The organism is Aminiphilus circumscriptus DSM 16581 (assembly GCF_000526375.1).
GTDB lineage: Bacteria > Synergistota > Synergistia > Synergistales > Aminiphilaceae > Aminiphilus > Aminiphilus circumscriptus.
Genome location: NZ_JAFY01000005.1, coordinates 1 through 23481 on the forward strand (window position 1 = coordinate 1; position 23481 = coordinate 23481).

18 protein-coding genes and 2 rRNA genes are annotated in these 23481 nt (G+C 58.0%); 1 reads left to right on the forward strand and 19 read right to left on the reverse strand.

Annotated features, from left to right (window positions below):
* Positions 1-44: 44 nt before the first annotated feature.
* The 14 genes from K349_RS0107090 to K349_RS0107155 form a co-directional block, all read right to left on the reverse strand.
* Positions 45-3019: ribosomal RNA gene (locus tag K349_RS0107090) — 23S ribosomal RNA — on the reverse strand.
* Positions 3020-3108: 89 nt separating this feature from the next.
* A 16S ribosomal RNA gene (locus K349_RS0107095) occupies positions 3109-4631 on the reverse strand.
* The 16S and 23S rRNA genes sit together here, the layout of an rRNA operon.
* 493 nt (positions 4632-5124) lie before the next feature.
* On the reverse strand, positions 5125-5385 hold the full coding sequence (locus K349_RS0107100) for an HPr family phosphocarrier protein (protein ID WP_029165169.1): 261 nt from the start codon (positions 5383-5385) through the stop codon (positions 5125-5127).
* Positions 5386-5460: 75 nt separating this feature from the next.
* Positions 5461-5850, reverse strand: coding sequence for a DUF1667 domain-containing protein (locus K349_RS0107105; protein WP_029165170.1), 390 nt, complete (start codon positions 5848-5850; stop codon positions 5461-5463).
* A 5-nt stretch (positions 5851-5855) separates the two neighbouring features.
* A complete protein-coding gene (locus K349_RS0107110; RefSeq protein ID WP_029165171.1) occupies positions 5856-7112 on the reverse strand; it encodes an NAD(P)/FAD-dependent oxidoreductase in 1257 nt (418 codons plus the stop codon).
* Positions 7112-8590, reverse strand: a complete 1479-nt coding sequence (locus tag K349_RS0107115; protein WP_029165172.1) for an NAD(P)/FAD-dependent oxidoreductase — start codon at positions 8588-8590, stop codon at positions 7112-7114. The genes K349_RS0107110 and K349_RS0107115 overlap by 1 nt, the downstream gene beginning before the upstream one ends.
* A 149-nt stretch (positions 8591-8739) precedes the next feature.
* Entirely contained in the window at positions 8740-10272 is a 1533-nt protein-coding gene (glpK, locus tag K349_RS0107120; RefSeq protein WP_029165173.1) for a glycerol kinase GlpK, read from the reverse strand.
* A gap of 71 nt (positions 10273-10343) precedes the next feature.
* The gene (gene dhaM, locus K349_RS0107125) at positions 10344-10742 is read right to left on the reverse strand and encodes a dihydroxyacetone kinase phosphoryl donor subunit DhaM (RefSeq protein WP_029165174.1); all 399 of its coding nucleotides are present in this window, start codon (positions 10740-10742) and stop codon (positions 10344-10346) included.
* Positions 10743-10746: 4 nt separating this feature from the next.
* A complete protein-coding gene (gene dhaL / locus K349_RS0107130; protein WP_029165175.1) occupies positions 10747-11379 on the reverse strand; it encodes a dihydroxyacetone kinase subunit DhaL in 633 nt (210 codons plus the stop codon).
* A 9-nt stretch (positions 11380-11388) separates the two neighbouring features.
* Positions 11389-12387 (reverse strand): dihydroxyacetone kinase subunit DhaK, encoded by a 999-nt coding sequence (dhaK, locus tag K349_RS0107135; RefSeq protein ID WP_029165176.1) that lies wholly within the window; start codon positions 12385-12387, stop codon positions 11389-11391.
* 100 nt (positions 12388-12487) lie between these two features.
* Positions 12488-12832 carry a Lin0368 family putative glycerol transporter subunit gene (locus K349_RS0107140; RefSeq protein ID WP_029165177.1) on the reverse strand — a complete coding sequence of 115 codons (345 nt, stop codon included), beginning with the start codon at positions 12830-12832 and terminating at the stop codon, positions 12488-12490.
* Positions 12833-12836: 4 nt separating this feature from the next.
* The gene (locus tag K349_RS0107145; protein WP_029165178.1) at positions 12837-13238 is read right to left on the reverse strand and encodes a Lin0368 family putative glycerol transporter subunit; all 402 of its coding nucleotides are present in this window, start codon (positions 13236-13238) and stop codon (positions 12837-12839) included.
* 316 nt (positions 13239-13554) lie between these two features.
* Positions 13555-14148, reverse strand: coding sequence for a glycerol-3-phosphate responsive antiterminator (locus K349_RS0107150; protein ID WP_051464284.1), 594 nt, complete (start codon positions 14146-14148; stop codon positions 13555-13557).
* 180 nt (positions 14149-14328) lie between these two features.
* A complete protein-coding gene (locus K349_RS0107155) occupies positions 14329-15264 on the reverse strand; it encodes a hypothetical protein (protein WP_029165180.1) in 936 nt (311 codons plus the stop codon).
* A 213-nt stretch (positions 15265-15477) separates the two neighbouring features.
* Between K349_RS0107155 and K349_RS0107160 the strand changes: the two genes are divergently transcribed.
* On the forward strand, positions 15478-15669 hold the full coding sequence (locus K349_RS0107160; RefSeq protein ID WP_029165181.1) for a 2-hydroxymuconate tautomerase: 192 nt from the start codon (positions 15478-15480) through the stop codon (positions 15667-15669).
* Here K349_RS0107160 and K349_RS0107165 read toward each other — a convergent pair.
* The 5 genes from K349_RS0107165 to K349_RS0107185 form a co-directional block, all read right to left on the reverse strand.
* The gene (locus K349_RS0107165) at positions 15666-16526 is read right to left on the reverse strand and encodes a lysophospholipid acyltransferase family protein (protein WP_029165182.1); all 861 of its coding nucleotides are present in this window, start codon (positions 16524-16526) and stop codon (positions 15666-15668) included. The genes K349_RS0107160 and K349_RS0107165 overlap by 4 nt on opposite strands.
* Entirely contained in the window at positions 16523-17455 is a 933-nt protein-coding gene (locus K349_RS0107170) for a hypothetical protein (protein WP_029165183.1), read from the reverse strand. The genes K349_RS0107165 and K349_RS0107170 overlap by 4 nt, the downstream gene beginning before the upstream one ends.
* 79 nt (positions 17456-17534) lie before the next feature.
* Positions 17535-18827 carry a tyrosine--tRNA ligase gene (gene tyrS, locus K349_RS0107175; RefSeq protein WP_029165184.1) on the reverse strand — a complete coding sequence of 431 codons (1293 nt, stop codon included), beginning with the start codon at positions 18825-18827 and terminating at the stop codon, positions 17535-17537.
* A gap of 83 nt (positions 18828-18910) precedes the next feature.
* The gene (locus K349_RS0107180) at positions 18911-20428 is read right to left on the reverse strand and encodes a hypothetical protein (RefSeq protein WP_029165185.1); all 1518 of its coding nucleotides are present in this window, start codon (positions 20426-20428) and stop codon (positions 18911-18913) included.
* Entirely contained in the window at positions 20421-23480 is a 3060-nt protein-coding gene (locus tag K349_RS0107185) for an efflux RND transporter permease subunit (protein WP_029165186.1), read from the reverse strand. The genes K349_RS0107180 and K349_RS0107185 overlap by 8 nt, the downstream gene beginning before the upstream one ends.
* Position 23481 lies beyond the last annotated feature (1 nt).

Sequence of the window (23481 nt, forward strand, 5' to 3'; positions counted from 1 at the left end):
AATTCTTGCACCGAAACATCTCAACAACCTGCTCAGCATTTCAAGAGGAAGAGGCCCCTCGGCCGGATTAGTACCGGTCGACTCAACGGCTCTCACCGCTTACATCTCCGGCCCTATCTACCCTGTCGTCTTCAGGCCGCCTTACCTGGCTCTCCAGTGGGGAATCTCATCTTGGGGTGGGCTTCCCGCTTAGATGCCTTCAGCGTTATCCCTTCCGCCACATGGCTACCCGGCTTATGCAGCTGGCGCCACAACCGGTACACTAGCGGTGCGTCCACTCCGGTCCTCTCGTACTAGGAGCAGCTCCCCTCAAATTCCCTACGCCCATGGTGGATAGGGACCGAACTGTCTCACGACGTTCTAACCCAGCTCACGTACCGCTTTAATGGCGAACAGACCAACCCTTGGGACCTGCTTCAGCCCCAGGATGCGACGAGCCGACATCGAGGTGCCAAACCTCCCGTCGATGGGAACTCTCGGGGGAGATCAGCCTGTTATCCCCGGGTAGCTTTTATCCGATGAGCGACGGCCTTTCCACACAGCCACCGCCGGATCACTAGGACCAGCTTTCGCTCCTGCTCGAGATGTCTCTCTCACAGTCAGGCTACCTTATACCCTTGCGCTCAACGGGCGATTTCCATTCGCCCTGAGGTAACCTTCGCGCGCCTCCGTTACTCTTTGGGAGGCGACCGCCCCAGTCAAACTGCCCACCTGACACTGTCCGGCGCGCGGATTCACGCGACGCCGTTTAGAATCCCAGCACATCAAGGGTGGTATCCCAACGTCGGCTCCACGAAAACCGAAGTCCTCGCTTCAATGCCTCCCACCTATCCTGTGCATGATCTACCGAAATCCAATATCAGGCTACAGTAAAGCTCCACGGGGTCTTTCCGTCCCACCACGGGTAACTGGCGTCTTTACCAGTACCACAATTTCGCCGGGTCCCTCGTCGAGACAGCGCCCAGATCGTTACGCCTTTCGTGCAGGTCGGAACTTACCCGACAAGGAATTTCGCTACCTTAGGACCGTTATAGTTACGGCCGCCGTTTACTGGGGCTTCGGTTCAAAGCTTCGCTTGCGCTGACCTCTCCCCTTAACCTTCCAGCACCGGGCAGGCGTCAGTCCCTATACGTCGCCTTACGGCTTATGCAGAGACCTGTGTTTTTAGTAAACAGTCGCCTGGGCCTGGGTTCTGCGGCCACCCTCAGCTCCAAAAGTCTTTTCTTCACCAGGGTGGCACCCCTTCTCCCGAAGTTACGGGGTTAACTTGCAGAGTTCCTTAACGAGGGTTTTCCCGTTCACCTTAGCCTGCTCAGCCAGCCCACCTGCGTCGGTTTACAGTACGGGCGCTCGATGTCCTCCCTAGCGGCTTTTCTCGGCAGTGGGGCGTCAATGTCTTCGCTTCCGTGGAAGCTCCGCGTCAGGTCTCAGGATTATGGACTCGCGGATTTGCCTACGAATCCTCCCTACGCCTTTGCACCGGGACGTCCATCACCCGGCACACCTAGCCTGCTGCGTCACCGCTTCGGTAATAACGGCCACCAAACGGGGCAGGAATGTCTACCTGCTGGCCATCGCCTACGCCTTTCGGCCTCGGCTTAGGTCCCGCCTAACCCTGGGCGGATCAACCTTCCCCAGGAATCCTTGGGCTTCCGGTGAACATGATTCTCACATGTTTCGCGCTACTCATGCCGGCATTCTCGCTTCCGTACGGTCCACCAAGCCTCACGACTCGACTTCTCCCCATACGGAACGCTCCCCTACTACCAAGATCTTCCGATCTCGATCCGAAGCTTCGGCTGCAAGCTTAGCCCCCCACATTTTCGGCGCGGCAACGCTCGACCAGTGAGCTATTACGCACTCTTTCAAGGATGGCTGCTTCTAAGCCAACCTCCTGGCTGTCTGGGCGTCACCACATCCTTGTCACACTTAGCTTGCCATTCGGGGCCTTAGCTGTCGGTCTGGGTTGTTTCCCTCTCGACTACGGACCTTCTCACCCGCAGTCTCACTCCCATGGATCCGGTCTACGGTATTCGGAGTTCAGTTGGATTTGGTAGGTCCTGCGACCCCCGCACCCATCCGGTGCTCTACCCCCGTGACCTTCTGCCCATGAGGCTGCACCTCAATGCATTTCGGGGAGAACCAGCTATCACCCGACTCGATTAGCTTTTCACTCCTATCCACAGCTCATCCGAGACTTTTTCAACAGGCACCGGTTCGGTCCTCCAATCGGTTTTACCCGATCTTCAACCTGGCCATGGATAGATCGTCGGGCTTCGGGTCTTTTCCTCGCGACTCTACGCCCTCTTCGGACTCGGTTTCCCTGCGGCTCCGGACCTCCTAGTCCTTAACCTCGCCACGAAAAAAAACTCGCCGGCTCATTTTCCAAGAGGCACACCGTCACGGCTTGCGCCGCTCCGATTGCTTGTAGGCACGCGGTTTCAGGTCTCTTTCACTCCCCGCCAGGGGTGCTTTTCACCTTTCCCTCTCGGTACTGCTCCACTATCGGTCGCTTATGGTATTTAGCCTTGGAGGATGGGCCCCCCTGATTCAGACGGAATTTCACGTGCTCCGCCCTACTCGGGATCCGACTTCCGAAGGTCCGTTCCTTTCGCCTACGAGGCTTTCACTCTCTGCGGCAGGCTTTCCCAACACCTTTCGGCTAGAAACGAACTTGCTCACTTCGGGAAGACGCTGCGGCATCTTCGCATTCGGTCCCTCGACCCCGACTACGCAACGCCCGCAGGCTTGGCACGTACTCGGTTTAGGCTCTGCCCGTTTCGCTCACCACTACTCGGGGCATCTCTTCGATTTCTTCTCCTCCGGTTACTGAGATGTTTCACTTCACCGGGTTGCCGCCTCTTGCGAGGCGCCTCGTCTTCTACGAGGCGGGTTGCCCCATTCGGGTATCCGCGGTTCTCGGGATGCTTGCTCCTCCCCGCGGCTTTTCGCAGCTTGCCACGCCCTTCTTCGGCCATAAGCGCCAAGGCATCCCCCGCGTGCCCTTGATACCTCTCCCTCTTGCTGCTGCTACGGTTGTCAAGATGCTTCGGGTTCTCTATACCCTACAAGTCCGAAGGCGCAGAGAGTGCATACGGGGCTCCTTAGAAAGGAGGTGATCCAGCCGCACCTTCCGGTACGGCTACCTTGTTACGACTTCACCCCCCTCACCAGACACACCTTCGACGGCTCCTCCCTTAAAAAAGGTTAGGCCACCGGCTTCGGGTGCACCCGACTCGGGTGGTGTGACGGGCGGTGTGTACAAGGCCCGGGAACGTATTCACCGCGGCTTGGCTGATCCGCGATTACTAGCGATTCCAGCTTCATGGAGTCGGGTTGCAGACTCCAATCCGAACTGGGAACGGCTTTCTTAGGATCCGCTCAGGGTCGCCCCTTCGCTTCCCGTTGTGCCGCCCATTGTAGCACGTGTGTCGCCCTGGACATAAGGGCCATGATGACTTGACGTCATCCCCACCTTCCTCCGGCTTGTCGCCGGCAGTCCGCCGAGAGTTCCCGCCCGTAGCGTTGGCAACTCGGCGCAGGGGTTGCGCTCGTTGCGGGACTTAACCCAACATCTCACGACACGAGCTGACGACAGCCATGCAGCACCTGTGCACGCTCCCTCACCGAAATGAGGGTCCTTCACCTTTCAGTTCCGTACTACGTGCATGTCAAACCCAGGTAAGGTTCTTCGGTTTGCATCGAATTAAACCACGTGCTCCACCGCTTGTGCGGGCCCCCGTCAATTCCTTTGAGTTTCAGTCTTGCGACCGTACTCCCCAGGCGGAATGCTTATCGCGTTAACTCCGGCACGGATGCCCGACGGCACCCACACCTAGCATTCATCGTTTACGGCTGGGACTACCGGGGTATCTAATCCCGTTCGCTCCCCCAGCTTTCGCACTTGAGCGTCAGTATCCGGCCAGGAAGCCGCCTTCGCCACTGGTGTTCCTCCCGATATCTACGCATTTCACCGCTACACCGGGAATTCCACTTCCCTCTCCGGTACTCCAGTCCGACGGTTTCGTCCGCAAACAAGGGTTGAGCCCTCGCCTTTCACAAACGACCTGTCGGTCCGCCTGCGTGCCCTTTACGCCCAGTGATTCCGGACAACGCTCGCCCCCTACGTATTACCGCGGCTGCTGGCACGTAGTTTGCCGGGGCTTCCTCGTGTGGTACCGTCACTCGCTTCTTCCCACACAACAGGAGTTTACATCCCGAGGGACTTCTTCCTCCACGCGGCGTCGCTGGGTCAGGGTTGCCCCCATTGCCCAATATTCCCCACTGCTGCCTCCCGTAGGAGTCTGGACCGTATCTCAGTTCCAGTGTGGCCGGTCGCCCTCTCAGGCCGGCTTGCCGTCTTCGCCTTGGTAGGCCGTTACCCCACCAACCAGCTGATAGCCCGCGAGTCCCTCCGGAAGCGGATCGCTCCCTTTCACCTCTCGGCTTATGGGGTCTTAGCAGTCGTTTCCAACTGTTGTCCCCCTCTTCCAGATAGGTCCTCACGCGTCACTCACCCGTCCGCCACTAACATCCGGCTTCAGCAAGCTTCCACCAAATGCCCGTCCGACTTGCATGTGTTAGGCACGCCGCCAGCGTTCGTCCTGAGCCAGGATCAAACTCTCCAGAGTTTTCCTGCTGCTCGCTCTTCGGCTTCCGCCGATAGGGCTTCCCCTTCACGCTTCACCATAAAAAGATTGCTCCCCTACGGCTCCACGACTCCGAGGGCGCCCTTCCCGTCTTTCTCTCTGCTGCCTTCGAACTTGTCAAGGTGCTGTTACTTCACGGCCCTTCCGGAGCGCGCAGGGGAGATACTACCAGCCTCGACTACTCACGTCAACCCCCTCTTTCTCCTTTTTTATTCCTGACTTTTATTGATCTTTTTGGGACTCTTGGAAATGAAGAAGCAAGGGGATTTTTTGAAATATTTTTGATCATGAGGATTTTCACAGACCGAGATACACAGCCCGAGAAAAGGAACGAACGGGAACGCCGATACTACATCAAAAGTGAAAAGTGCCACGTAAAAAAAGAAAGAGTGCCTTCCTCGTTCCCCCTCTCGAGAACAAGGGGACAACGAAGAAAGCGCTCTTTTGGAAAAACGGGCACGCCTTCCAGAAACGCTCAGATAGACGTGTCCCGTGCGATTGCTTCGAGAGCGTCGAACACCGACTCGATTTGGTCGCCCTCGCCCTTGAGAGTGATCGTATCGCCACATTCGATGCCCATGCTCATGATTCCCAGGATGCTCTTGGCGTCCGCCTCCTTGTCCCCCTTCGCGACCACGATCTTTCCAGAGAAGGATGCGGCCTTTTGCACAAAAAGCGCCGCAGGTCTGGCGTGCAATCCATGAGGGTTTTTGACCTCCACGATCCGTTGACTCACCCTATTCCACTCTCCTCCTGCACGTTTTCTCCACGCTCTTACAAGACAATTTCCCCACGACAAGTCATCCACTCTTCAGCCGGCTTGCTTCTCCTCCGCTTCGAGGGAACGGCTCGCGACGATATCCACACCCGTCCCGCAGACATCATCAAGGATGACCTGGCCAATTGTGACAGGGGCCTCGACGACGACTCGGGCCACTTCTCGGGCGATGTCGAACAGCTTTTCCTTGGGAACGGCACTCTTGCTCCGCACAGGCACGACCGGAAGCAAGCCCCCGGAAACCTTGACGGTGCTGGCAAAGACACGCGTGGGGTTTCGCACCTCCGCCTCTGCGTAGGTCTCACCACGCATGCAGGCGTTGCCCTCGACTTTTACGATCCGCCCCTCTTCCATGTGTACGGTGAGCATGCATCCCACCGGGCAGGAAACACAAATGAACTTTCTCGTTTCACGCTGTGTCATGACTCTCACTCCTCCTCGACGTCAACGGTGATTTCTCTGACATCCGGAGGCAACATCCGCAACTGCTCCGCCTTGATGTGCACTTCGTTCATCTCTCCCGGACGCGCATAACGCAACGTTTTGGAGAACAAACCATGATCGGCGGTAACGCGGCACCGTTGTTCGACAGGTTTCGTCACGCGAAGGAAAATCGTCGCATCCTCCTGATCGGAAAGCCATTGGGGAGAGAAAAGGCGAACATTTTCCCCACCTCGAACATCGAAACGGCGCGTTGCCTTGGGTAATCCGTCGAGAGCGAACAACGCCGCGTTTTTTCCAGCCTTGTATCCTTCCGCGCTGACCCAATCCACAAGGTCATAGACGATCACCACGTTTCCCGCCGCAAACACATTCTCCCGCGTTGTCTGCAGACACTGATTAACCACCGGACCTCCCGTCACGGGATGGATCTGAACCCCTGCCATACGGGAAAGCTCGTTCTCCGGTATCAATCCCACCGCGAGAAGCAGTGTGTCGCAAGCGACGAATCGCTCCGTTCCGAGGATGGGCTTTTTGTTCGCGTCAACCTTCGCCACGGTCACACCTTCAAGGCGGTCCTTTCCGTGGACCCGGGTGACCGTGTGATCCAGGTAGAAGGGGATGCCGTAGTCGTCGAGGCATTGCGCAATGTTTCTCCGCAGACCTCCCGGCCAGGACATGATCTCGAAAACGCCCTCTACGGAGGCACCTTCCCACATCATTCTCCGGGCCATGATGAGACCGATGTCCCCCGAACCGAGGACTACCACGCGGTTTCCCGGCATGTAGCCCTCCATGTTGACAAAGCGCTGGGCCGTCCCCGCCGTGTAAATGCCGGCAGGCCTGCTGCCGGGAACACGAATGGCGCCGAGAGGGCGCTCCCGGCACCCCATGCCCAACACAATTGCTCCTGCGTGGACATGCCGAATTCCTTCGTTGGGGTTCATCGTCCAGAAAGATCCATCTTCCTCCATTCTGAACACCATTGTGTTCGTCCGAAACGTAACCCCTGCACCGTGTGCCCGTTCAATCCACCGGTGCATGTACTCCGGCCCTGTCAACTCTTCCTTGAACGTGTGCAGGCCGAATCCTGGGTGGATGCACTGCTGCAGGATCCCCCCCAGATCCCAGTCCCTTTCGAAGACGACCACATGTTCCGCACCGGCCTCCCGTGCGCCGATTCCGGCGGCGACACCAGCAGGCCCCGCCCCGATGACCGCCACATCGATTCTGATGTCTGTCATCATTCGTTCCCCCTGAACCAATACTCCTTGGTACGCCCCACGAGAAGCCTCGAGTGCCCGCCGTGCCGAGTCACTTCCTCAAGGGGAATTCCGAGTTCCCGAGCAAGAATGTCCGCCACGCGAGGTCCGCAGAATCCGCCCTGACAACGCCCAGCACCGGCTCTTGTCCAGATCTTGACCGCCGCGACCGTACGGGCGCCTCGCCGAATGGCCTCTACAACCTGCGCCTCCGTGACGGTCTCGCAGCGACAGACGATCTGAGCAAAGCGGGGATCCCGCCGCACGAGTGCCTCTCGCTCCTCCATGGAGAGCTCCGCGAATCGGGGAATGTGTGTTCTCTCGGGAACGAAATGTGGATTGGGTGTCATGATCACCCTGTCGGCAAGCTCCTCCCGGAGCATCTCCACCACGTGGAGCGCGATGGCAGGGGCGCTGGTAAAACCCGGAGATTTGATTCCCGCAACGTTGACGAAGCCGCGGGGTTTTCGGAGAACGGCGATGTTGAAATCGCCGGAAAGCGTGTTGGCTCTCACGCCGGCAAAAGAGGTGATAACCGCTCCCGAAGGAATGTCCGGAACAAGCTTCCTTGCCCCATCGAGCACCTCTTCGAGTCCCTTCATCGTTGTGGAGGTATCTTCCAAATCGGTCTGCGGTGTGGAGGTCGGACCGATGAGCAGATTATGCTCGGCAGTGCTTGCAACAGTGATTCCTTTTCCCTTCGCGCTCGGGCAGGCGAAGAAAAATCCCTTCACGAGGTGTCCCACCGTTTTGTCCGTGATAAAATACTCCCCTCTGGTGGGCCGGATGCGCACACTCTCTTCTCCGGCCATCCGAGAGATCTCCCCCGCATGGACTCCCGCCGCATTGATCACCACCGGTGCGAGAAAGCGTCCCTTGGTCGTCTCGACACCGAAAACCTCCTGTTTTTCCTCTGAGCAGAGAAGCCCCGTCACTTGTGTCTCGAGGAAAAGTTCCACGCCGTTCTGCTGCGCGTTGTCCATGAACGCCAAGACGGCTTCGAAGTTGTTCACGATTGCTCCGCTCGGGGCCCAGAGCGCCGCCCGGATCTCACGGCTCGCATGAGGCTCTCTGTCGCGCAGCGTATCGCCGGAGATGATCTCCATTCCTGGAACGCCGTTCCTTTTCCCCTGATCCAGCAGCGCATCCAGATGACGGATCTCGTCCTCTTCGAAGGCGCAGACGTAGGAACCACATTCCCGAAGGGTGAAGTCGAGCGGTCCCTGCAGTTCGTGAAAACGCCTGTTCCCGGAAGGACAGAATCGGGCCTTCTGTGTGCCCGGTTTATCGTCATAACCGGCATGAATCATGGCACTGTTCGCCCGACTCGCCCCGGAAGGAATTTCCGCAGCCTTGTCCAACACCGCAACGCGCATCGCATACGCCGAAAGCTCCCTGGCCAGCGCCGCCCCTACGATGCCGGCTCCGATGATGATCACATCGAAGAGCCTTTGAATCACTTCCACCGCCCCCATTTTTGATTCCGCATTCTCGGAAAAAAGTACGAGCGAGAGGGTGCACGCAGACGTTGCGTGCACCCTCTCGCTCTCTGATCGCACGTATTCGATAGGAAGGTCTTTTTATACAGGCCTTACATACAGGTCAAGGGCTATTCCGTCCACCCCTTGGCCTTTTCGACGGCCTTTTTCCAGCCTTTGTACTGGCACTCCCGCTTTCCTGCCTCCATGAGAGCATCGAACTGGCGATCGCTCGCCCAGTGGTGCTTCAATTCATCCGTGCTCTTCCAGAAACCGACCGCAAGACCTGCCGCATAGGCAGCACCGAGAGCAGTGGTTTCGTTGACCACGGGACGATCCACCGTGACGCCCAGAATATCCGCCTGCATCTGCATGAGCAGATTATTCTTCACCGCGCCACCGTCAACCTTCAGCACGGAAAGCTCGACGCCGGAATCCTTGTTCATGGCCTCGAGAACATCTCTGGTCTGGTAGCAGATGCTCTCCAGCGTCGCACGGATAATGTGCTCTTTCCGGATGTAGCGCGTCAGGCCGACAATTGCTCCACGAGCGCTCATATCCCAATAGGGAGCATAGAGTCCGGAGAACGCGGGCACGAAATAGATGCCGCCGCAGTCATCGACCTTGCGGGCAAAATACTCGCTGTCCGGTGCGTCGTCGAAGAGCCGCAGATTGTCCCGGAGCCACTGCACGGCCGCACCGGTGATGGCGATGGACCCTTCGAGAGCATAGGTGCACTTGCCCTCGGCGAGGCTGTAACCGGCCGTCGTAAGCAGCCCGTTTTTCGACGGCGTGGGAGTTTCTCCGATGTTCATGAGCATGAAGCAACCCGTTCCGTAGGTGTTCTTCGCATCACCCTTGCCGAAGCAGGCCTGACCGAAGAGAGCGGCCTGCTGGTCGCCCAGGTCTCCCGCCACGGGAATCTCGGCGCCGAAGGGACCATCCTTCTTCGTGCTGCCGTAAACGAAACTCGACGGCTTGATCTGGGGCAGCATGGCAAGAGGAACGTCGAGGAACTTGGCCATCTCCTCGTCCCACTTGAGGGTCTCAATGTTCATGAGAAGGGTTCTGGACGCGTTGGAAACGTCGGTGACATGCACGCCGCCGTTGGGGCCGCCGGTGATGTTCCAGATAACCCATGTGTCGATGTTGCCAAAGAGCAGTTCACCCTTCGCGGCTTTTTCTCGGGAACCCGGTACGTGATCGAGGATCCATTTGATCTTGGTTCCCGAAAAATAGGGGCTGATAAGCAAGCCCGTGTGATCCTTCACCTTCCCGCAACCGGTAATGTCCTGACCCCATCCGGGAATGTTCTTCCATTCCTCGCAGAATTCCTGGGTCCGCATACACTGCCAGACGATGGCATTGTAAATGGGCTTCCCCGTGGCCTTTTCCCAAACAACGGTGGTTTCGCGCTGATTCGTGACACCGATGGACGCGATCTCCTCGGGGTTGATCTTGCCTTTTTTCAACGCGCCGCGAATGACATCCTGCGTGCGGGACCAGATTTCCATGGCATCATGCTCAACCCAACCGGGCTTCGGGTAAATCTGCGCATGTTCCATCTGGTCGGAGCAAACGGGCAGTCCCTTGGAATCGAACACCATGCAGCGAGTGCTCGTCGTTCCCTGGTCAATGGCCACGACATATTTCTTCTCCGTCACCGCACATCTCCTCCTCTTCTTCTGTCCACGAATTTCCCAACCCAAATTCCCACAGACACAAACACCGCATTTTACCGGGAAAGCTTGCTGAGCAGGCGCGCCTCCCCGGCAACCTGAGCGACGCGCTCCAAGGGAGAACCGATACTGGCTTCGACACTCGCCATCATCGCACCTTCCAGGATCGGTGCATCGACGATAAGCACTTTTTTGGCATCATCACCGAGAAATTCCAAGGCAGACCGGGCGGAAAGAACGGCGCTCCCCAAATCAGGAACGAGAACGACTCCCTCCGCTTCTTCCAGAAGTCCTCCGAGGGCCTCGACGATACTCGACACAGAGGTTCCCAATTCCCCTTCTTCGGTTCCGCCCACGGCACGAACGGGGACTATACCACCGCTCATCTGCGAAGCGATCTCCGCGATACCCTCCGCCGCCTTGGCACTGTGAGAGACAACGAGAATGCCGATCACGCGTTTACCCCCTCAAACCTTCGAGCATTGCCGAAAGGATGAGAAACGTGGAGGTGGCTCCGGGATCCTGATGGCCTGCGGAACGTTCTCCCAAATAGCTGGCGCGCCCTTTTCTCGCCACAAGGGGAATAGTGCGCTTCATGCCATCTTCGGCGGAAGCAATCCCTTTTTCGAGAACCGCCGGGAGATCCTCGCCATTCGACGCGGCGGCTTTCATGGCTTCCAACGCTGGCATCAACGCATCCACCATGGTCTTGTCCTCGAGTTGCGCCTTGCCGAGAGCAAGGATCCCTTTCAACCCCTCCTCGAAAGCCTCCACGAAATCGGTGCTGTTCACTTCCTGCTTTGTTCCGAATTTCATGGACATGCGCATGAACAGAGTCCCATAGAGTGGTCCCGAGGCGCCGCCGACAGAGCCCATGAGCGTCATGGCCACATCCTTGAAAACACCGCCGACCTCCGTGTAGGCCCCCGCCTTGATTTTTTCTTGGGCTTTCATAAATCCACGGCTCATGTTGATGCCGTGGTCGGCATCACCAATGGCCGAGTCAAGCTCCGTCAAATATTCCTTGTGCGAGACGATGGCTTCCGTTACGTGCTCGAAAACCCTACGCGCCTGCTCGACGTTCATGGGCATCCAGAGGACCTACTTTCCCCAACGAAGGGCCGGCGTGTGAACGGGATAATCCCAAAGTGCCTTGAGCTGGCTGTCGAGCTTGAGCAAGGTGATGGAGAATCCTTGCATTTCCAGGCTCGTGATGTAATTCCCCACAAGTTTCCGGGCAATGCGGATTTTCTTTGCATCGAGGAACTTCACGAGATCGTTGTACAGAAGATAGAGTTCAATGAGAGGTGTTCCGCCCATTCCGTTGACGAACGCCACCACCTCATCGCCCTCGGAGAAGGGAAGGTCGTTCACGATCGCACCAGCCATCATCTCCACGATCTCTTTGGCGGGCATCATCTTCATCCGCTTCCGGCCTGGCTCTCCATGAATACCGATACCGATCTCCATCTCGTCCTCGGGAAGATCGAAAGTCGGCTTGCCTGCAGCCGGGACAGCACAGGAGGTCAACGCCATGCCCATGGTGCGCACATTGGCATTTACCTTCTCGCAAACGGCTTTTACTTCGTCGAGGGGTGCACCGAGTTCCGCCATGGCTCCGACGATTTTCTCGGCGAGCACGGTCCCGCCCACGCCACGACGTCCGGCGGTATAAAGAGAATCCTGAACAGCCACGTCATCGTCGATGATGACCTGAGCAACGGGAATACCCTCCGCCGCGAGCATGTCCGCAGCCATCTGAAAATTCATGACGTCGCCGGTATAATTCTTGACGATAAAGAGAACGCCCTTGCCTCCCTGAACCGCCTTCGCCGCCTCGTACATCTGATCCGGAGTGGGAGAGGTAAAAATTTCTCCCGGGCACGCCGCATCGAGCATGCCGAATCCAACAAAACCGCCATGAAGCGGCTCGTGCCCGCTGCCGCCTCCGGAGATCACCGCAACCTTGCAGTTGGGAGCGTCGGCCCGAAGAACCGCTTTGACGGAAGGATGGAGCTTCACGAGATCACAATGGGCAGCCTCGAGTCCCGCCAAGGATTCGACAACAATGTCATCCACCTTGTTAATGAGTTTCTTCATGTGGTGCGCCCACCTTTCATTTCATTCGGTTGATTTTTCCGGATTGCATCTGCCCCAAAAAGACTTCATGGCGGAAACTACGTTTCCGCCATGAAGCAGACTATGCCATGATCGAGAGAATCAGCCCGCCGAGAAGACCGCCGAGAACGCCCGAAATGAGCGCGGGCACCGCCTTGCCGGGCTTTCCGCCCGCCAACGTGCTTTGCACGAACAGACCGACAAAGGCGGCGAAAGCCATGTCGATCCACACTTCACCGGCCTGATGGTGCAGGCCGAGCCCGTGATTGAGGAGCCAGGAAACGCCAACGATCCAGAATCCGGCGACCCAGCCGCCCGCGGCGCCGAACACTTCGACCATCTTTCCCCAGGCCACGGCGATCATGAAGGGGAAGAGCGCCGCACCAAAGAGCGTCGAGAGGATGTTTGCAGTGGTCCAGCCAGTCATCGTTCTACGCCTCCTTCTTGCCGGCGCTCAGGAGCCAGTAGGCCAGGAGCCCGCCGATGCAGGCGCCGACAAACTGAACGGCAAGCGTCTGCATGGAGGGAAGGGGATTGCCGCCGGTGAAGATACCATGAGCAGCCCGGACAGGACCATCCTTGGTGACCTGGACGATGCCACCGAAAACGGCGGACAGACCGATGGGGAAGGCCATGTCCACCCAGGATCCCTCGGGATCGTTGGGAATCGCACCGCAGAAATGATTGATGAACCAAGCGATTGGAATAATCGTACCGGCGGCGAAAAAGCCGCCCCACCAATTGAGATGATAGAGCACGGAAGGCCAGATGACAAAGACGCCCACGCCTGCAAAGGCACCACCGAACGCACCAACGATAATGCGCTTCCACATACGAGTACCCCTCCTTTACTTGATCGGAAATCGATCAGTTGCAACACTCCGGTGACGGCGCAATCTTCCTCGCATACACCCCCCTTCGCCCCTTCATAAAAATTTAATTATTAAACAAGAATAAAAAAGAGAGCATGCAACACGGTCATCTGACCGGCGCCTGCTCTCTTTTCTCTCTAGAGGGCCGTCGCAAACAAAATCATCAAAACTTTTTCTACTATGATCTATGATCTCCGGTCGACACACTCTCGCCGGACATAACAGCACCCTCCGGCCAAGTGAAAGAATCGCGCTTCTTCAGAACCCCAGAAAAATCTCACCACAACACGCTTTGGCTTGTCGAAACTCCTACAGCACCGCGTTTGAGAATGCTGTGCACCTCACCGATTTCCGTGACGAGCCCCCCGGCAATAAGAGGAAATGCCATCTCCTTGAGCATACGCTCCGGCAAAAGCGGAACACTCAAAGCCGGAAGGACTTCGACAAAATCAGGAGTGCTCTGTGCAGCCAGGTCACGTCCTTTGCGCAAAGCCTCCGAATCAAGGAGAAAGACGCGGAGTACCCGCAATAAACCCGCTTTCTTCGCCCATTCAAGAACAGTTCGATGCGTGCTGATGACCCCATGCGGAGCAATCATATCCACCAGATAATGAATCCCCGCAGGATCCGTCTTCAGTCCTTCCACCAAATCCACGTGGACAAAAACAACATGCCCCGCTTCGGACAACTGAGCAACGTTTTTCTGGAGGTCAAGGATCGAACTTTCCAAAACGAAAACGCACCGCGGCGCACCTTTGAAAAGCCTCGTGATGTCCCGTCCGGTCCGTATTGCCGGAATGACAGGCCGTTCCTTGAGAATTTGGCGCACTCGGGCCATCCGTTCCAGCACACCGCAACCTCCTCGAAACATATTTTCTGCATCTGCATCCGCTTCACTCTATTTCAAGTAATCGTTTCGTAACTGGCGTTCTACTAAGTATAGTACAACGTTTTCTCCGGAGAGACAAGCCTCTCCCCCTGTGCAATTGTTCACGTATTATACAAGCCCGAAAACACCTCGTCGCCTCTTCTCCACAGAAGCGCTTCTTCCCTATACAGGAGAAAGACCTGTCACGAGAGACGTCCCGCCGTAGATTCTCATTCGTTCCCACGCATCGGTCGCCTCCAGGAAACCCCAGGCGGCGAAGACCATTTCCCGAAGAGACAGACCCTTTTTCCCTCTCAGGTCATCCCACATGGAAACAGTGAGATAGAGCCAGACACGAAGAGGTACGTGCTCCTCTTTGCCGCTCCGCCCCAACCCGTTGTGCCAGGCCTGAATCAGGTAGCCTCCGGGTCCCTTGAGCAAGACAGGGTTTCCATCCTCCCCATCCAGGGAACGAAGCTGCTCTCCGGAGAAACCGATACCCAGAAGGTCCGTCACGGAAGTTTCATCCGGCTGTCCCGTGAGAAAAAACCACATGCGCGGGAAACGGAGTGCGGAATCAAAAGAGAGCCGGGCAAGACGAACCCACATTTTGATGCGGAGAATCATTTCGGGACCACCCCAGAGCAACCCCATACGAAAACCCCAATACGCGGCCCGAAGGATCACGTCCTCTTCCACCATCTCCCGAAAGGTTTCTTCGTCTTTCAGCAACGGTGCGAGAACACAAGTGGAATCCTCCTGCAACGCATCGCGCACCAACGCCGCCGCTGCATCGTGATTCCCCGGCGGCGAAAGGCGGTTCAGCAATTCCCTGCGCAACAACGTCACGACGGAAGACTTGATGTGGACATCTCCCAGGAAAGGCACATGCAATTTCTTGGGCATTCCCTCGTACAGGGAGATCTCCTCCCATTCGGAACCGTCCGGCTTTCCCCACAGCCACCGTTCGAAGCTCTCGAACTGGTCGGTACCAACGAGAACACGGTTGTACTGGGCGAGAAGAACCACGTGGGGCCGGCCCCTCTCGGGCAGGTTCATGACGGATACTTCGCCGGGCAACCGGACGACATCGCCGTTTGTGAGCAGCTCGAAAAACAAGTCCGTCATCTCCTTTCCCGTAGACACTCCAAAAATAGAAAAACTCCACATCACCTCGATAAAACCTTATCGCAAGATTGCCTGAGACGCAAGTTCCGAAAGTCCCGTTCTCTTTTTTCTTCGTCGAAAAAGGGCTATGATGTCCTCGGCCGGTAACACTCCGACGCACACAGTCGGGCACCGCCACATCCCGAGTTTGAAGGAGGTTTTCCCATGCCTATCGTGGAAATCCATTTGATCAAGGGAAGGACATTGGAACAGAAACGTCTCCTCGTCGCATCCGTGACGAAAGCGATCACGGAAAGCCTCGCTGCTCCCCCCGAAACAGTGCGAATCATTCTCAGCGAGATGGAAAAAGACGACTACGCCATTGCGGGAACCCTTATGTCGGACAAGGGGCGCTAGGCGTCGAAGTCCCAGCGGCGGTGCAGCCAAAGCCACTGCTCCGGGTTCTTCCGGACGAATTCTTCAATGCGAAAGTTGGCTTCTTCGGTCATTTTGGCGATGATCTCGCCCCGAGCCATTCCCTGGGGCACACAAAGGGGTGCGCCAGCCACAACCTCATGGCGAAAGGGTTCCTTCCTCCACGAAGCCACGGGAACGACAGGTACTCCGGCGAGAATTCCGAGGGCCGCCGCCCCCACATAGGTCAGGCTGGGAATGCCGAAGAAGGGGACCGTGATTCCTTCCGGAGGGCTCGCTTTCTGATCCGCAAGGATGCCTATGAAGGCCCCTTTGCGGAGAAGATCCACGACTTTCTTCATGTGCTCGTTCTTGGAGATGGTGACAAGGCCCACTCTTCGTCTGTGGGCCTCGGTCATCTCTTCTATGGCGGGATCGTCATGCCGCCTTACGATGGAATGGATAGGGTAGCCCCGTCCGGCCAGCCACCCCGCAAGCAGTTCCCAGTTTCCCAAATGGGCTGTGAGCACGATGAGCCCTTTTTTCCGGGCGGCGTAGTCATCGAGCAGGTCCACCCCTTTCCCCGGGGAACACCATTGAAGCACTTCTTTCGGATTTCTCTGAAGCACAAAATATTCGACAGCGCTCCACGCGATGTGCTCATAGAGTTTTCTCAGGACCTGCCTTCGCCACGCCTCATCCGATTCGGGGTAGGCAGCCCGGAGATTTCGAAGTGCCACACCGCTTCTGGGACGAAAGGTGGCCAAGAACCCTTCGATGGCATACCGCACAGCGCAGGAACGCCATCCGGGCCGTACCCAGCCATCGAGAAAACGCACCAACCGGAGAAGTGCTCTCAATGCTCCACACCCCGCAACGTGTCATAGAGCGCCACGAGAGACCCGAGCGACCGAGACGGGGGAAATTCCTCCTCGATACGATGACGGGCCCTCGCCGCCACGGTCCGCCCTTCCGCACCAAGGCCCCGCTCAACAGCCTCTTTCCACGCCGAAACCACGCCACTCGCTCCTCGAAGATCCACAGCGACATACCCGTCCCGTCCCAGGAGTTCATCCATGAAGGGGGAAGGTTCACTCACCGTCGCAACCGCAAGCAACGCTGCCTCGGTGGCCAACCATGAATCGGCCACGTCTGGCTGGGCGGGAAGGATGAGGAGACCTCCTCGTTCTCGCCAATGCACGAAGAGCCCGTCGTTGAGGGGCAGCGTTTCGCTTTCCCTGTCCGGCGGAAGCCCCAGGGCGATCCAGAGAGCGACGCGCCGTCTCTCCCGCAACATCTCCTGGCATCCCGGAGACCAGCGCTTCTGCGACGGCGCCAAAACAGCCACGTGAGGCCCGTCACCACCAACGGCGGGAAGGGACGCTTCAAGATTCCACAAGAGTTGCTTGTCGAACAGTGGCGGAAGATAGGTCTCCGCCTGTCGCGCCTGATGTTGGGAAGTGACACTGGGAAACCCGGCCCACCGGTCGAAGGTTCTCCATTGAGTGTGCACGGTTCGGGCCCGCAGCGCCACCACTCCAGACCAGGGAGGCAGCTTTCCCCAGAAATGCCACAGTCGCCCGGAAAAAAGAATCTTCGCCAGACGTTCGCCCTGTCCCAAGGCATGCCAATACTCCACGGGCAGCGCTTCGTTCCACGCTCCCGCACCTGTGTCGAGGATGCGCACGTCCTCGCCGGAAGCGCGAATCTGCCGTGCGAACCCCCTCAGGACGATACGTTCCCAGGGCGTGCATTCCTTCGACACACACCATGTGATGGTCTGTTTCACCGAGCCACCCCCCTCGCGGTTTGCCCCTTCCCTGGATGATGAAGGGGCATCATCCGGAACGCCCCTGGGAAATGGTGCGTCACTCTCTGCCGTTGTCTCGTACCCGAACCATGTGGAAGCGCCGCTTGCCGAGACGGAAGAAGAGATATCCTCCGTGAAGAACGTGGGCGGCATCCACGAGAGCGTTCTCGTCGGAAATTCTGTCCCCGTTCAGAAGCACACCGCCGCCCCGGACGAGTCTCTTGGCCTCTCCCTTGCTGCTGCAGGCACCACACTCCGCCAAGACATCCGTCACGGGCACGGAGAGTTTTTCCACGTCACTGCAGGGGACTTCTCTCTCCAGGACTCGGAGCATCTCCATGGTAAGCTCTTCGGGAGCGAACTGTCCTCCAAAGAGAATTTCACTGGCGCGCCGCGCCTCCCGAGCTGCAGCCTCCCCGTGGACGGTCTTCGTGACCTCCCAGGCAAGAATTCGCTGGGATTCCCGTACCTCAGGCCTGCGCGCATGTTCCGTCTCGACAGCCACAATCTCCTCCAGCGGCAAAAACGTGAACAACCGGAGCAGTTTGGAGACATCCCGATCATCCGTATTGATCCAAAACTGGTAGAAGGCATAGGGGCTCGTCTTTTCCGGAGCGAGCCAGACCGCTCCATCCTCAGTCTTGCCGAATTTCGTTCCCGACGCGGAGAGAAGGAGCGGATAGGTGACACCGTAGGCATCCCGTCCGGACTTCTTCCGGATCAGGTCGATTCCTGCGATGATGTTTCCCTGCTGATCGTTGCCGCCCATCTGGAGACGGCAGTTCTCTTCCATACGCAAATGATAGAAGTCATAAGCCTGAAGAAGCATGTATCCGAACTCCGTGTAGGAGATGGACTTTTCCGGATCCTCGATGCGACTCCGCACATATTCCCGGGAGAGCATGTAATTTACCGTGAAATGTTTTCCCACGTCCCGGAGAAAATCCAGAAGCCCGATCTTGCCGAGCCAGTCGTAGTTATTGATGATCTTTGCGCTCGTGGAACCACAGTCGAAATCGAGAAAAGCCTCAAGTTGCCTGCGCACACCCACGAGATTTCGCTCGACCGTCTCCAGCGTGAGGAGATTCCGCTCCCTGCTCTTTCCGGAAGGATCTCCGATCAGGCCGGTGCCGGCTCCCGCGATCGCGATGGGGCGATGCCCCAACCGCTGCAGCCAGGCAAGGCCCATGATGGGCACCAGATGCCCTACGTGGAGGCTGTCTCCGGTGGGATCAAATCCGATGTACCCTGTTACTGTTTCCGTTTCGAAAAGATGCCCCAACTCCTGGGGAGCACTGCACCATTCGACGAATCCCCGTTCCTGCATCACCTCAAGCACATTACGCCCCAAAACACAACGCCTCCTTCATGCTCTTCGGACGGAAATTCGAAACCGGACGCCGGTGGTCTCGACCCGCACGTTGACGTGTTCACTTACGATTCGGGGAAGTTCCAATAGAGCGTCCCCTTTCCCAAGGTGAAAAGCAGGAAAACGATACGTTTCACGGAATGTATCTTTTCCAATAGGCGTATCGCTGTATTCATGTTTTCGGCTCTCCGCAAGCCGAGCTGTTCTCCAACCCTTCCCGCAGCCTGAAGTCCCGAGAGCCCCTCATACAGGGCGGCGACATCACAACAGGCCCACAGAAGTGCCTTCTCGTTCTTGAGTTCTGGAACCAGCTCAGCGGGGAAAATTCCCGCGGCGAGCGATTCGGGCTCCGCCACACCGAGAACAGCCATATCCGGTGATGCAGCGACCACGAGAGAAAAGGGCACTGAAGATGTCCCGCCCTCGGAAAATCCTTCCAGAGGATCCGGATCGGGCAGGAAGAGAAAGGGGCCCTGGCGCCAGAATCGTTTTGCGAAACGCATGCCCACTTCGCCTCTCCCCGGAAACTGCGCCACGAAGGCGGGAGCTGGAAGAGAAAAATACTGGGCACGACCGCCGACACCGAACAGGATCGGCCCAGTCAACAAAGCTCCCGCATCCGCGGAGGTCAGTCCGAACCGTTCGAGGGAACGCGCCAGTTCCATTACACTCGGATGTTCCACCGCAAGGGCGTGTTCGGGAATCATTCCTCCCGCCGCGGCAAAAAACGGCTCGGGGAGGAGCATCGCCTCGGTCCATTCGCGCGGCGCAAACGCAGCTTCCCATGCCGGATCCAGCTCCAGGCCGGGCCCCTCCAGCGTCCAGATGAGACGTCCCTTTCCATTCTCCGTCGTCCATGCCGCCTCGATCGTCGTCTCCGCGGGACTTTCGCCTTCCGAAGGGGTCAGGAACCCTGCATCGCCGCCCCGAAGATGACCTCTCCATTCGGGATTCAGCCGCCACGGAAGTTCCGGGGAAGATACCGTCCCGCGAAGAAGGGAAAACGTCCGCTCAAGAAGATCGGGCGAGGATGCACCGACAAGAAGATCTTTCCGTAGGTCGAGAAAGATCGTGAACACGCTCCCTCTCTTCAACCGCATTTCCCGGTTCCCCGTGCCCGAATCGACCTGTATCTCCAGCTCCGGAAGCGAAATTTTCCATCGGGAAGGGACATTTCCCTCGGCCAGCGCCGCGCCGTCCTCGTCGGAAAGACGGGCGACGAAACCCATCTGTGCCGTCCCCTCGTGCCATTCCGCAAAGGCGCCGAAACGCCCCCAGAAACGGGCAAGAAGGAGAAAGCGCCGCAGCATGTCGGAGATTCCCACGGGAGAATGCTCGAGCAAAACCCCTATCCCGCCGAACTCGGAGAAATTCCCGACTTCCTCCAACAGCTCCGGAAGGAGCGCTGAAATCTGCGTCCCCTCCGCCTGGAGAAGGAGCCGGGGGACCCTTGCCTCGGAAAAGGGTGGCAGAACTCCGTCTCCGGGCACAGAGGAGGGCGCCTTCCCAAAATAGATGGCTCCCGCAACGAGAAATCCCCCCACGACGAGAAGAATTCCCCAGAAGAACAGACTTTTACGCATTTTGAATCCTCCTTCGGATGAGCCGTTCCCGAAGACGCCACATGCCTGCATAAATGGGAGGAATGAGAAAAATCGCAAGTGTTCCCCCCGCGAGAAGACCTCCGCAGAGCACGATGGCCATCGGCGCCCGGTATTGTCCTCCCGTGCCCAGTCCCAAAGCAAGGGGCAACATGGCAATCAGGGTCGTCACATCGGCCATGATGACAGGACGCAGTCGCACCGCAACAGCTTCTTCCACGGCACGGGCGGGATCCTTCCCGTCTTTTCTGAGGATCTCCGCATAGTCCACGATGACGATGGCGTTGTTCACCACAAGCCCCACGAGCATGACCATTCCGAGAAGTCCGTATATGGACACCGCAACTCCCGACAGCAGAAGCGCCGGATAGACACCAATGACGGCAAGGGGAACGGTGAGCATGATGACAAGCGCGTAGACATACGATTCGAGGATGCCGGCGATCATGAGAAAGGTCAGCACCACGGCCATACCGAACGCCGCATAAAGCCTTCCGTAGTTCTCCTGAATGTCCTCGGCCTCTCCGCGAAAGAGAAAACGATACCCCGGCGGAACGGCCAACGTGTCCAGTTTTTTCCGGAGGTCCGTTATAACATCACCGACGCTTCTGCCCGCCACATCGGCATTCACCGTCACCGTCCGCTGACGGTTCAGACGGTAAATGGCCGTGGGTCCCTGCGTATACTCCACTTCGGCAAGTTCCCCGAAAGGCACGAACCCCCCGGGCGTCCACACCGGAAGTCCTGCGATCACCGCGGGGTTGGCGCGAAACGCGGGATGCAGCTGTACGAGAATGTCGTATTCGAGCCCCTGGTCGCGAAACACGCCGGATTCGATGCCGCTCAGATAGCCCCGGAGTTCCTCCGCCACGTCCTTGAGGGAGATTCCCAGCTCCGCGAAGCGATTGTGCCTGGGAATCAGGCGGATTTCCTGCCTACCTACCTTCCAGTCCGTGTCGATGTCCACCAGTCCTTCCACAGTGCGCATGGCATCCTTGACACGTTCGGAAAGTGCACTGAGTTCGTCGAGATCCTCTCCCGCGATGGTCACTTCAACGGGCTTGCCTCGGGACCCACCCCGCTGGGAAGCCACTTCGACGGAGATGTCCGCATCGGCGACATCCGCAAACTTTCTCCGCCATTCCGAGGCGATGCGAAAAGCGGAAGGCCGCTCGCTCTCATCCACCAGGTACACGCGAACTCTTCCGCTGTTCACGCCGGATCTTCCGCCGGCCAGAGTGGTACTCATGGAGCGGATGCGGGGGTCTCCCGCAAGAGTCGTTTCCACATGTCGGAGCACTTCATCCGTGGCCTCCAGAGATGCCGTGCTCGACAGCGTCACACCGATGGCGATGGTTCCCTGGTCGACCCGGGGAGCGTACTCGAACCCCACCTGTTTCGAGAGCGCCAGTGATCCCGCGAAAAGCAGGACGAAGAATCCCACGGTGAGCAGCGGATGCCTCATGGCCCTTCCCAAGAGAAGGTGATGCAGATCCTCGAGTCCTCCGTAGAGCCATTGCCACCATCCCGTGAGGAAACGCGCAGTTCGGGAAACAGGCTTTCCTTCGCTGCCGAGACGGGCCGCCGCCATGGGCGTCACTGTAAAGGCCATCCACAGGGAAAAGAGTGTCGAGAAAACCACGGTGAGCGCGAACTCCCGGAACATCTGGCCCACCATGCCCCCCATGAAGGCAACGGGAATAAAGACACCCAAATTCGTCGCCGTTGTGGAGAGCACGGAGGCGGCGATCTCTTTCGTCCCCTTGATCGCCGCCGACTCCGGCCCTTCGCCAAGCTCCCGATAACGATAGATGTTCTCCAGAACGAGAATGGAGTTGTTCACCAGAACACCCACCGACACGGCGAGGCCGAGAGTGCTCATGATGTTCAGGGTGAACCCCGCGAGATACATGGGAATGAACGTGGCGATGATGGCCGTCGGCATCGCCACGGCCACCGCCACCGTAGCTCCCATGCGCTGCAGGAAAAGAAAAAGGATGAGCGCCGTCAGGACGGTTCCTGTGATCATGTCCCGGATGACGTTGCGGATCGCCTTCTCGACGAATTCGCTTCCGTCATACACCATACCGATGGAAAAATCTTCGGGAAGGGACCGTTCGAGACGGGCGAGTTCCCGTCGAATATCCCCCGCGATACGGACGATGTTCTCGTTGGGACGAGCCACAAGTTCCAGCAGGACCGCGTCCCTTCCGTCATAGCGGGCTCTGGTCCGTTCCTCGGCAAAGCCGTCCTCCACGGTGGCCACGTCACCAAGACGCAGAGAGCGCCCTCCGTGCAGAGAAATACTTATCTTTCCCAGATCCTCCGGGCGCGCAGGCTCTCCCACCACCCGAACCGTGGTCTCCCGCAGACCGCTTGCGATGTGCCCCGAAGGAGAGTTGAAATTTGTGTTCTTCACGAGGTTCGAGAGCTTTTTCAGGCTCAATCCATGGGTACGCAGCGTCAGAGGCGTCACATTCAGGTGAATCTCCCGGACACGACCCCCGAAAAGATCCACCGCCGCCATGCCAGGCACCTGTGTGAGCGCCCGGGCGATGCGATCGTCCGCCATATCCCGAACCCGGTGTGCGGGAAGCGGAGAATTGACCACGAGAATCAGAAAAGGCCGAGCGTTGATGTCGAATTTCCTGACCACCGGTTCATCCGCATCGTCGGGAAGCGTCGCCGTGATGCTCTTGACCCGGGTGGAAATGTCGAGAGTCGCCTGGGTGATGTCCGTTTCGTAGGCGATCTCCGCCATCACATAGGCCATACCCTCCAGCGCATAGCCGGTGATTTTGGTGACACCCTCCACAGTGGCGATGGCATCCTCCACGGGGCGCACCACAAGTCGCTCCACCTCGAGAGGATTGGCTCCCTTGTAGGGAATCCTCACTTGAACGACGGGAATATCGAGTTTGGGAAGGAGCATCACACCGAGACGGGAAAAGGAATAAAGGCCGAGCAGCACGGCGATGATCATGATCACCGACGTCAGAACAGGCCTTCGGACCGAGATTCCGATGAGATCCATC

Coding starts and splice junctions, on each gene's coding strand:
- K349_RS0107160 (WP_029165181.1), top strand. CDS start 15,478: ATGCCTATCGTGGAAATCCATTTGATCAAGGGAAGGACATTGGAACAG.
- K349_RS0107140 (WP_029165177.1), bottom strand. CDS start 12,832: ATGACTGGCTGGACCACTGCAAACATCCTCTCGACGCTCTTTGGTGCG.
- dhaK (WP_029165176.1), bottom strand. CDS start 12,387: ATGAAGAAACTCATTAACAAGGTGGATGACATTGTTGTCGAATCCTTG.
- K349_RS0107110 (WP_029165171.1), bottom strand. CDS start 7,112: ATGACAGACATCAGAATCGATGTGGCGGTCATCGGGGCGGGGCCTGCT.
- K349_RS0107145 (WP_029165178.1), bottom strand. CDS start 13,238: ATGTGGAAGCGCATTATCGTTGGTGCGTTCGGTGGTGCCTTTGCAGGC.
- K349_RS0107150 (WP_051464284.1), bottom strand. CDS start 14,148: ATGTTTCGAGGAGGTTGCGGTGTGCTGGAACGGATGGCCCGAGTGCGC.
- K349_RS0107180 (WP_029165185.1), bottom strand. CDS start 20,428: ATGCGTAAAAGTCTGTTCTTCTGGGGAATTCTTCTCGTCGTGGGGGGA.
- K349_RS0107105 (WP_029165170.1), bottom strand. CDS start 5,850: ATGACACAGCGTGAAACGAGAAAGTTCATTTGTGTTTCCTGCCCGGTG.
- K349_RS0107185 (WP_029165186.1), bottom strand. CDS start 23,480: ATGGATCTCATCGGAATCTCGGTCCGAAGGCCTGTTCTGACGTCGGTG.
- dhaL (WP_029165175.1), bottom strand. CDS start 11,379: ATGCCCATGAACGTCGAGCAGGCGCGTAGGGTTTTCGAGCACGTAACG.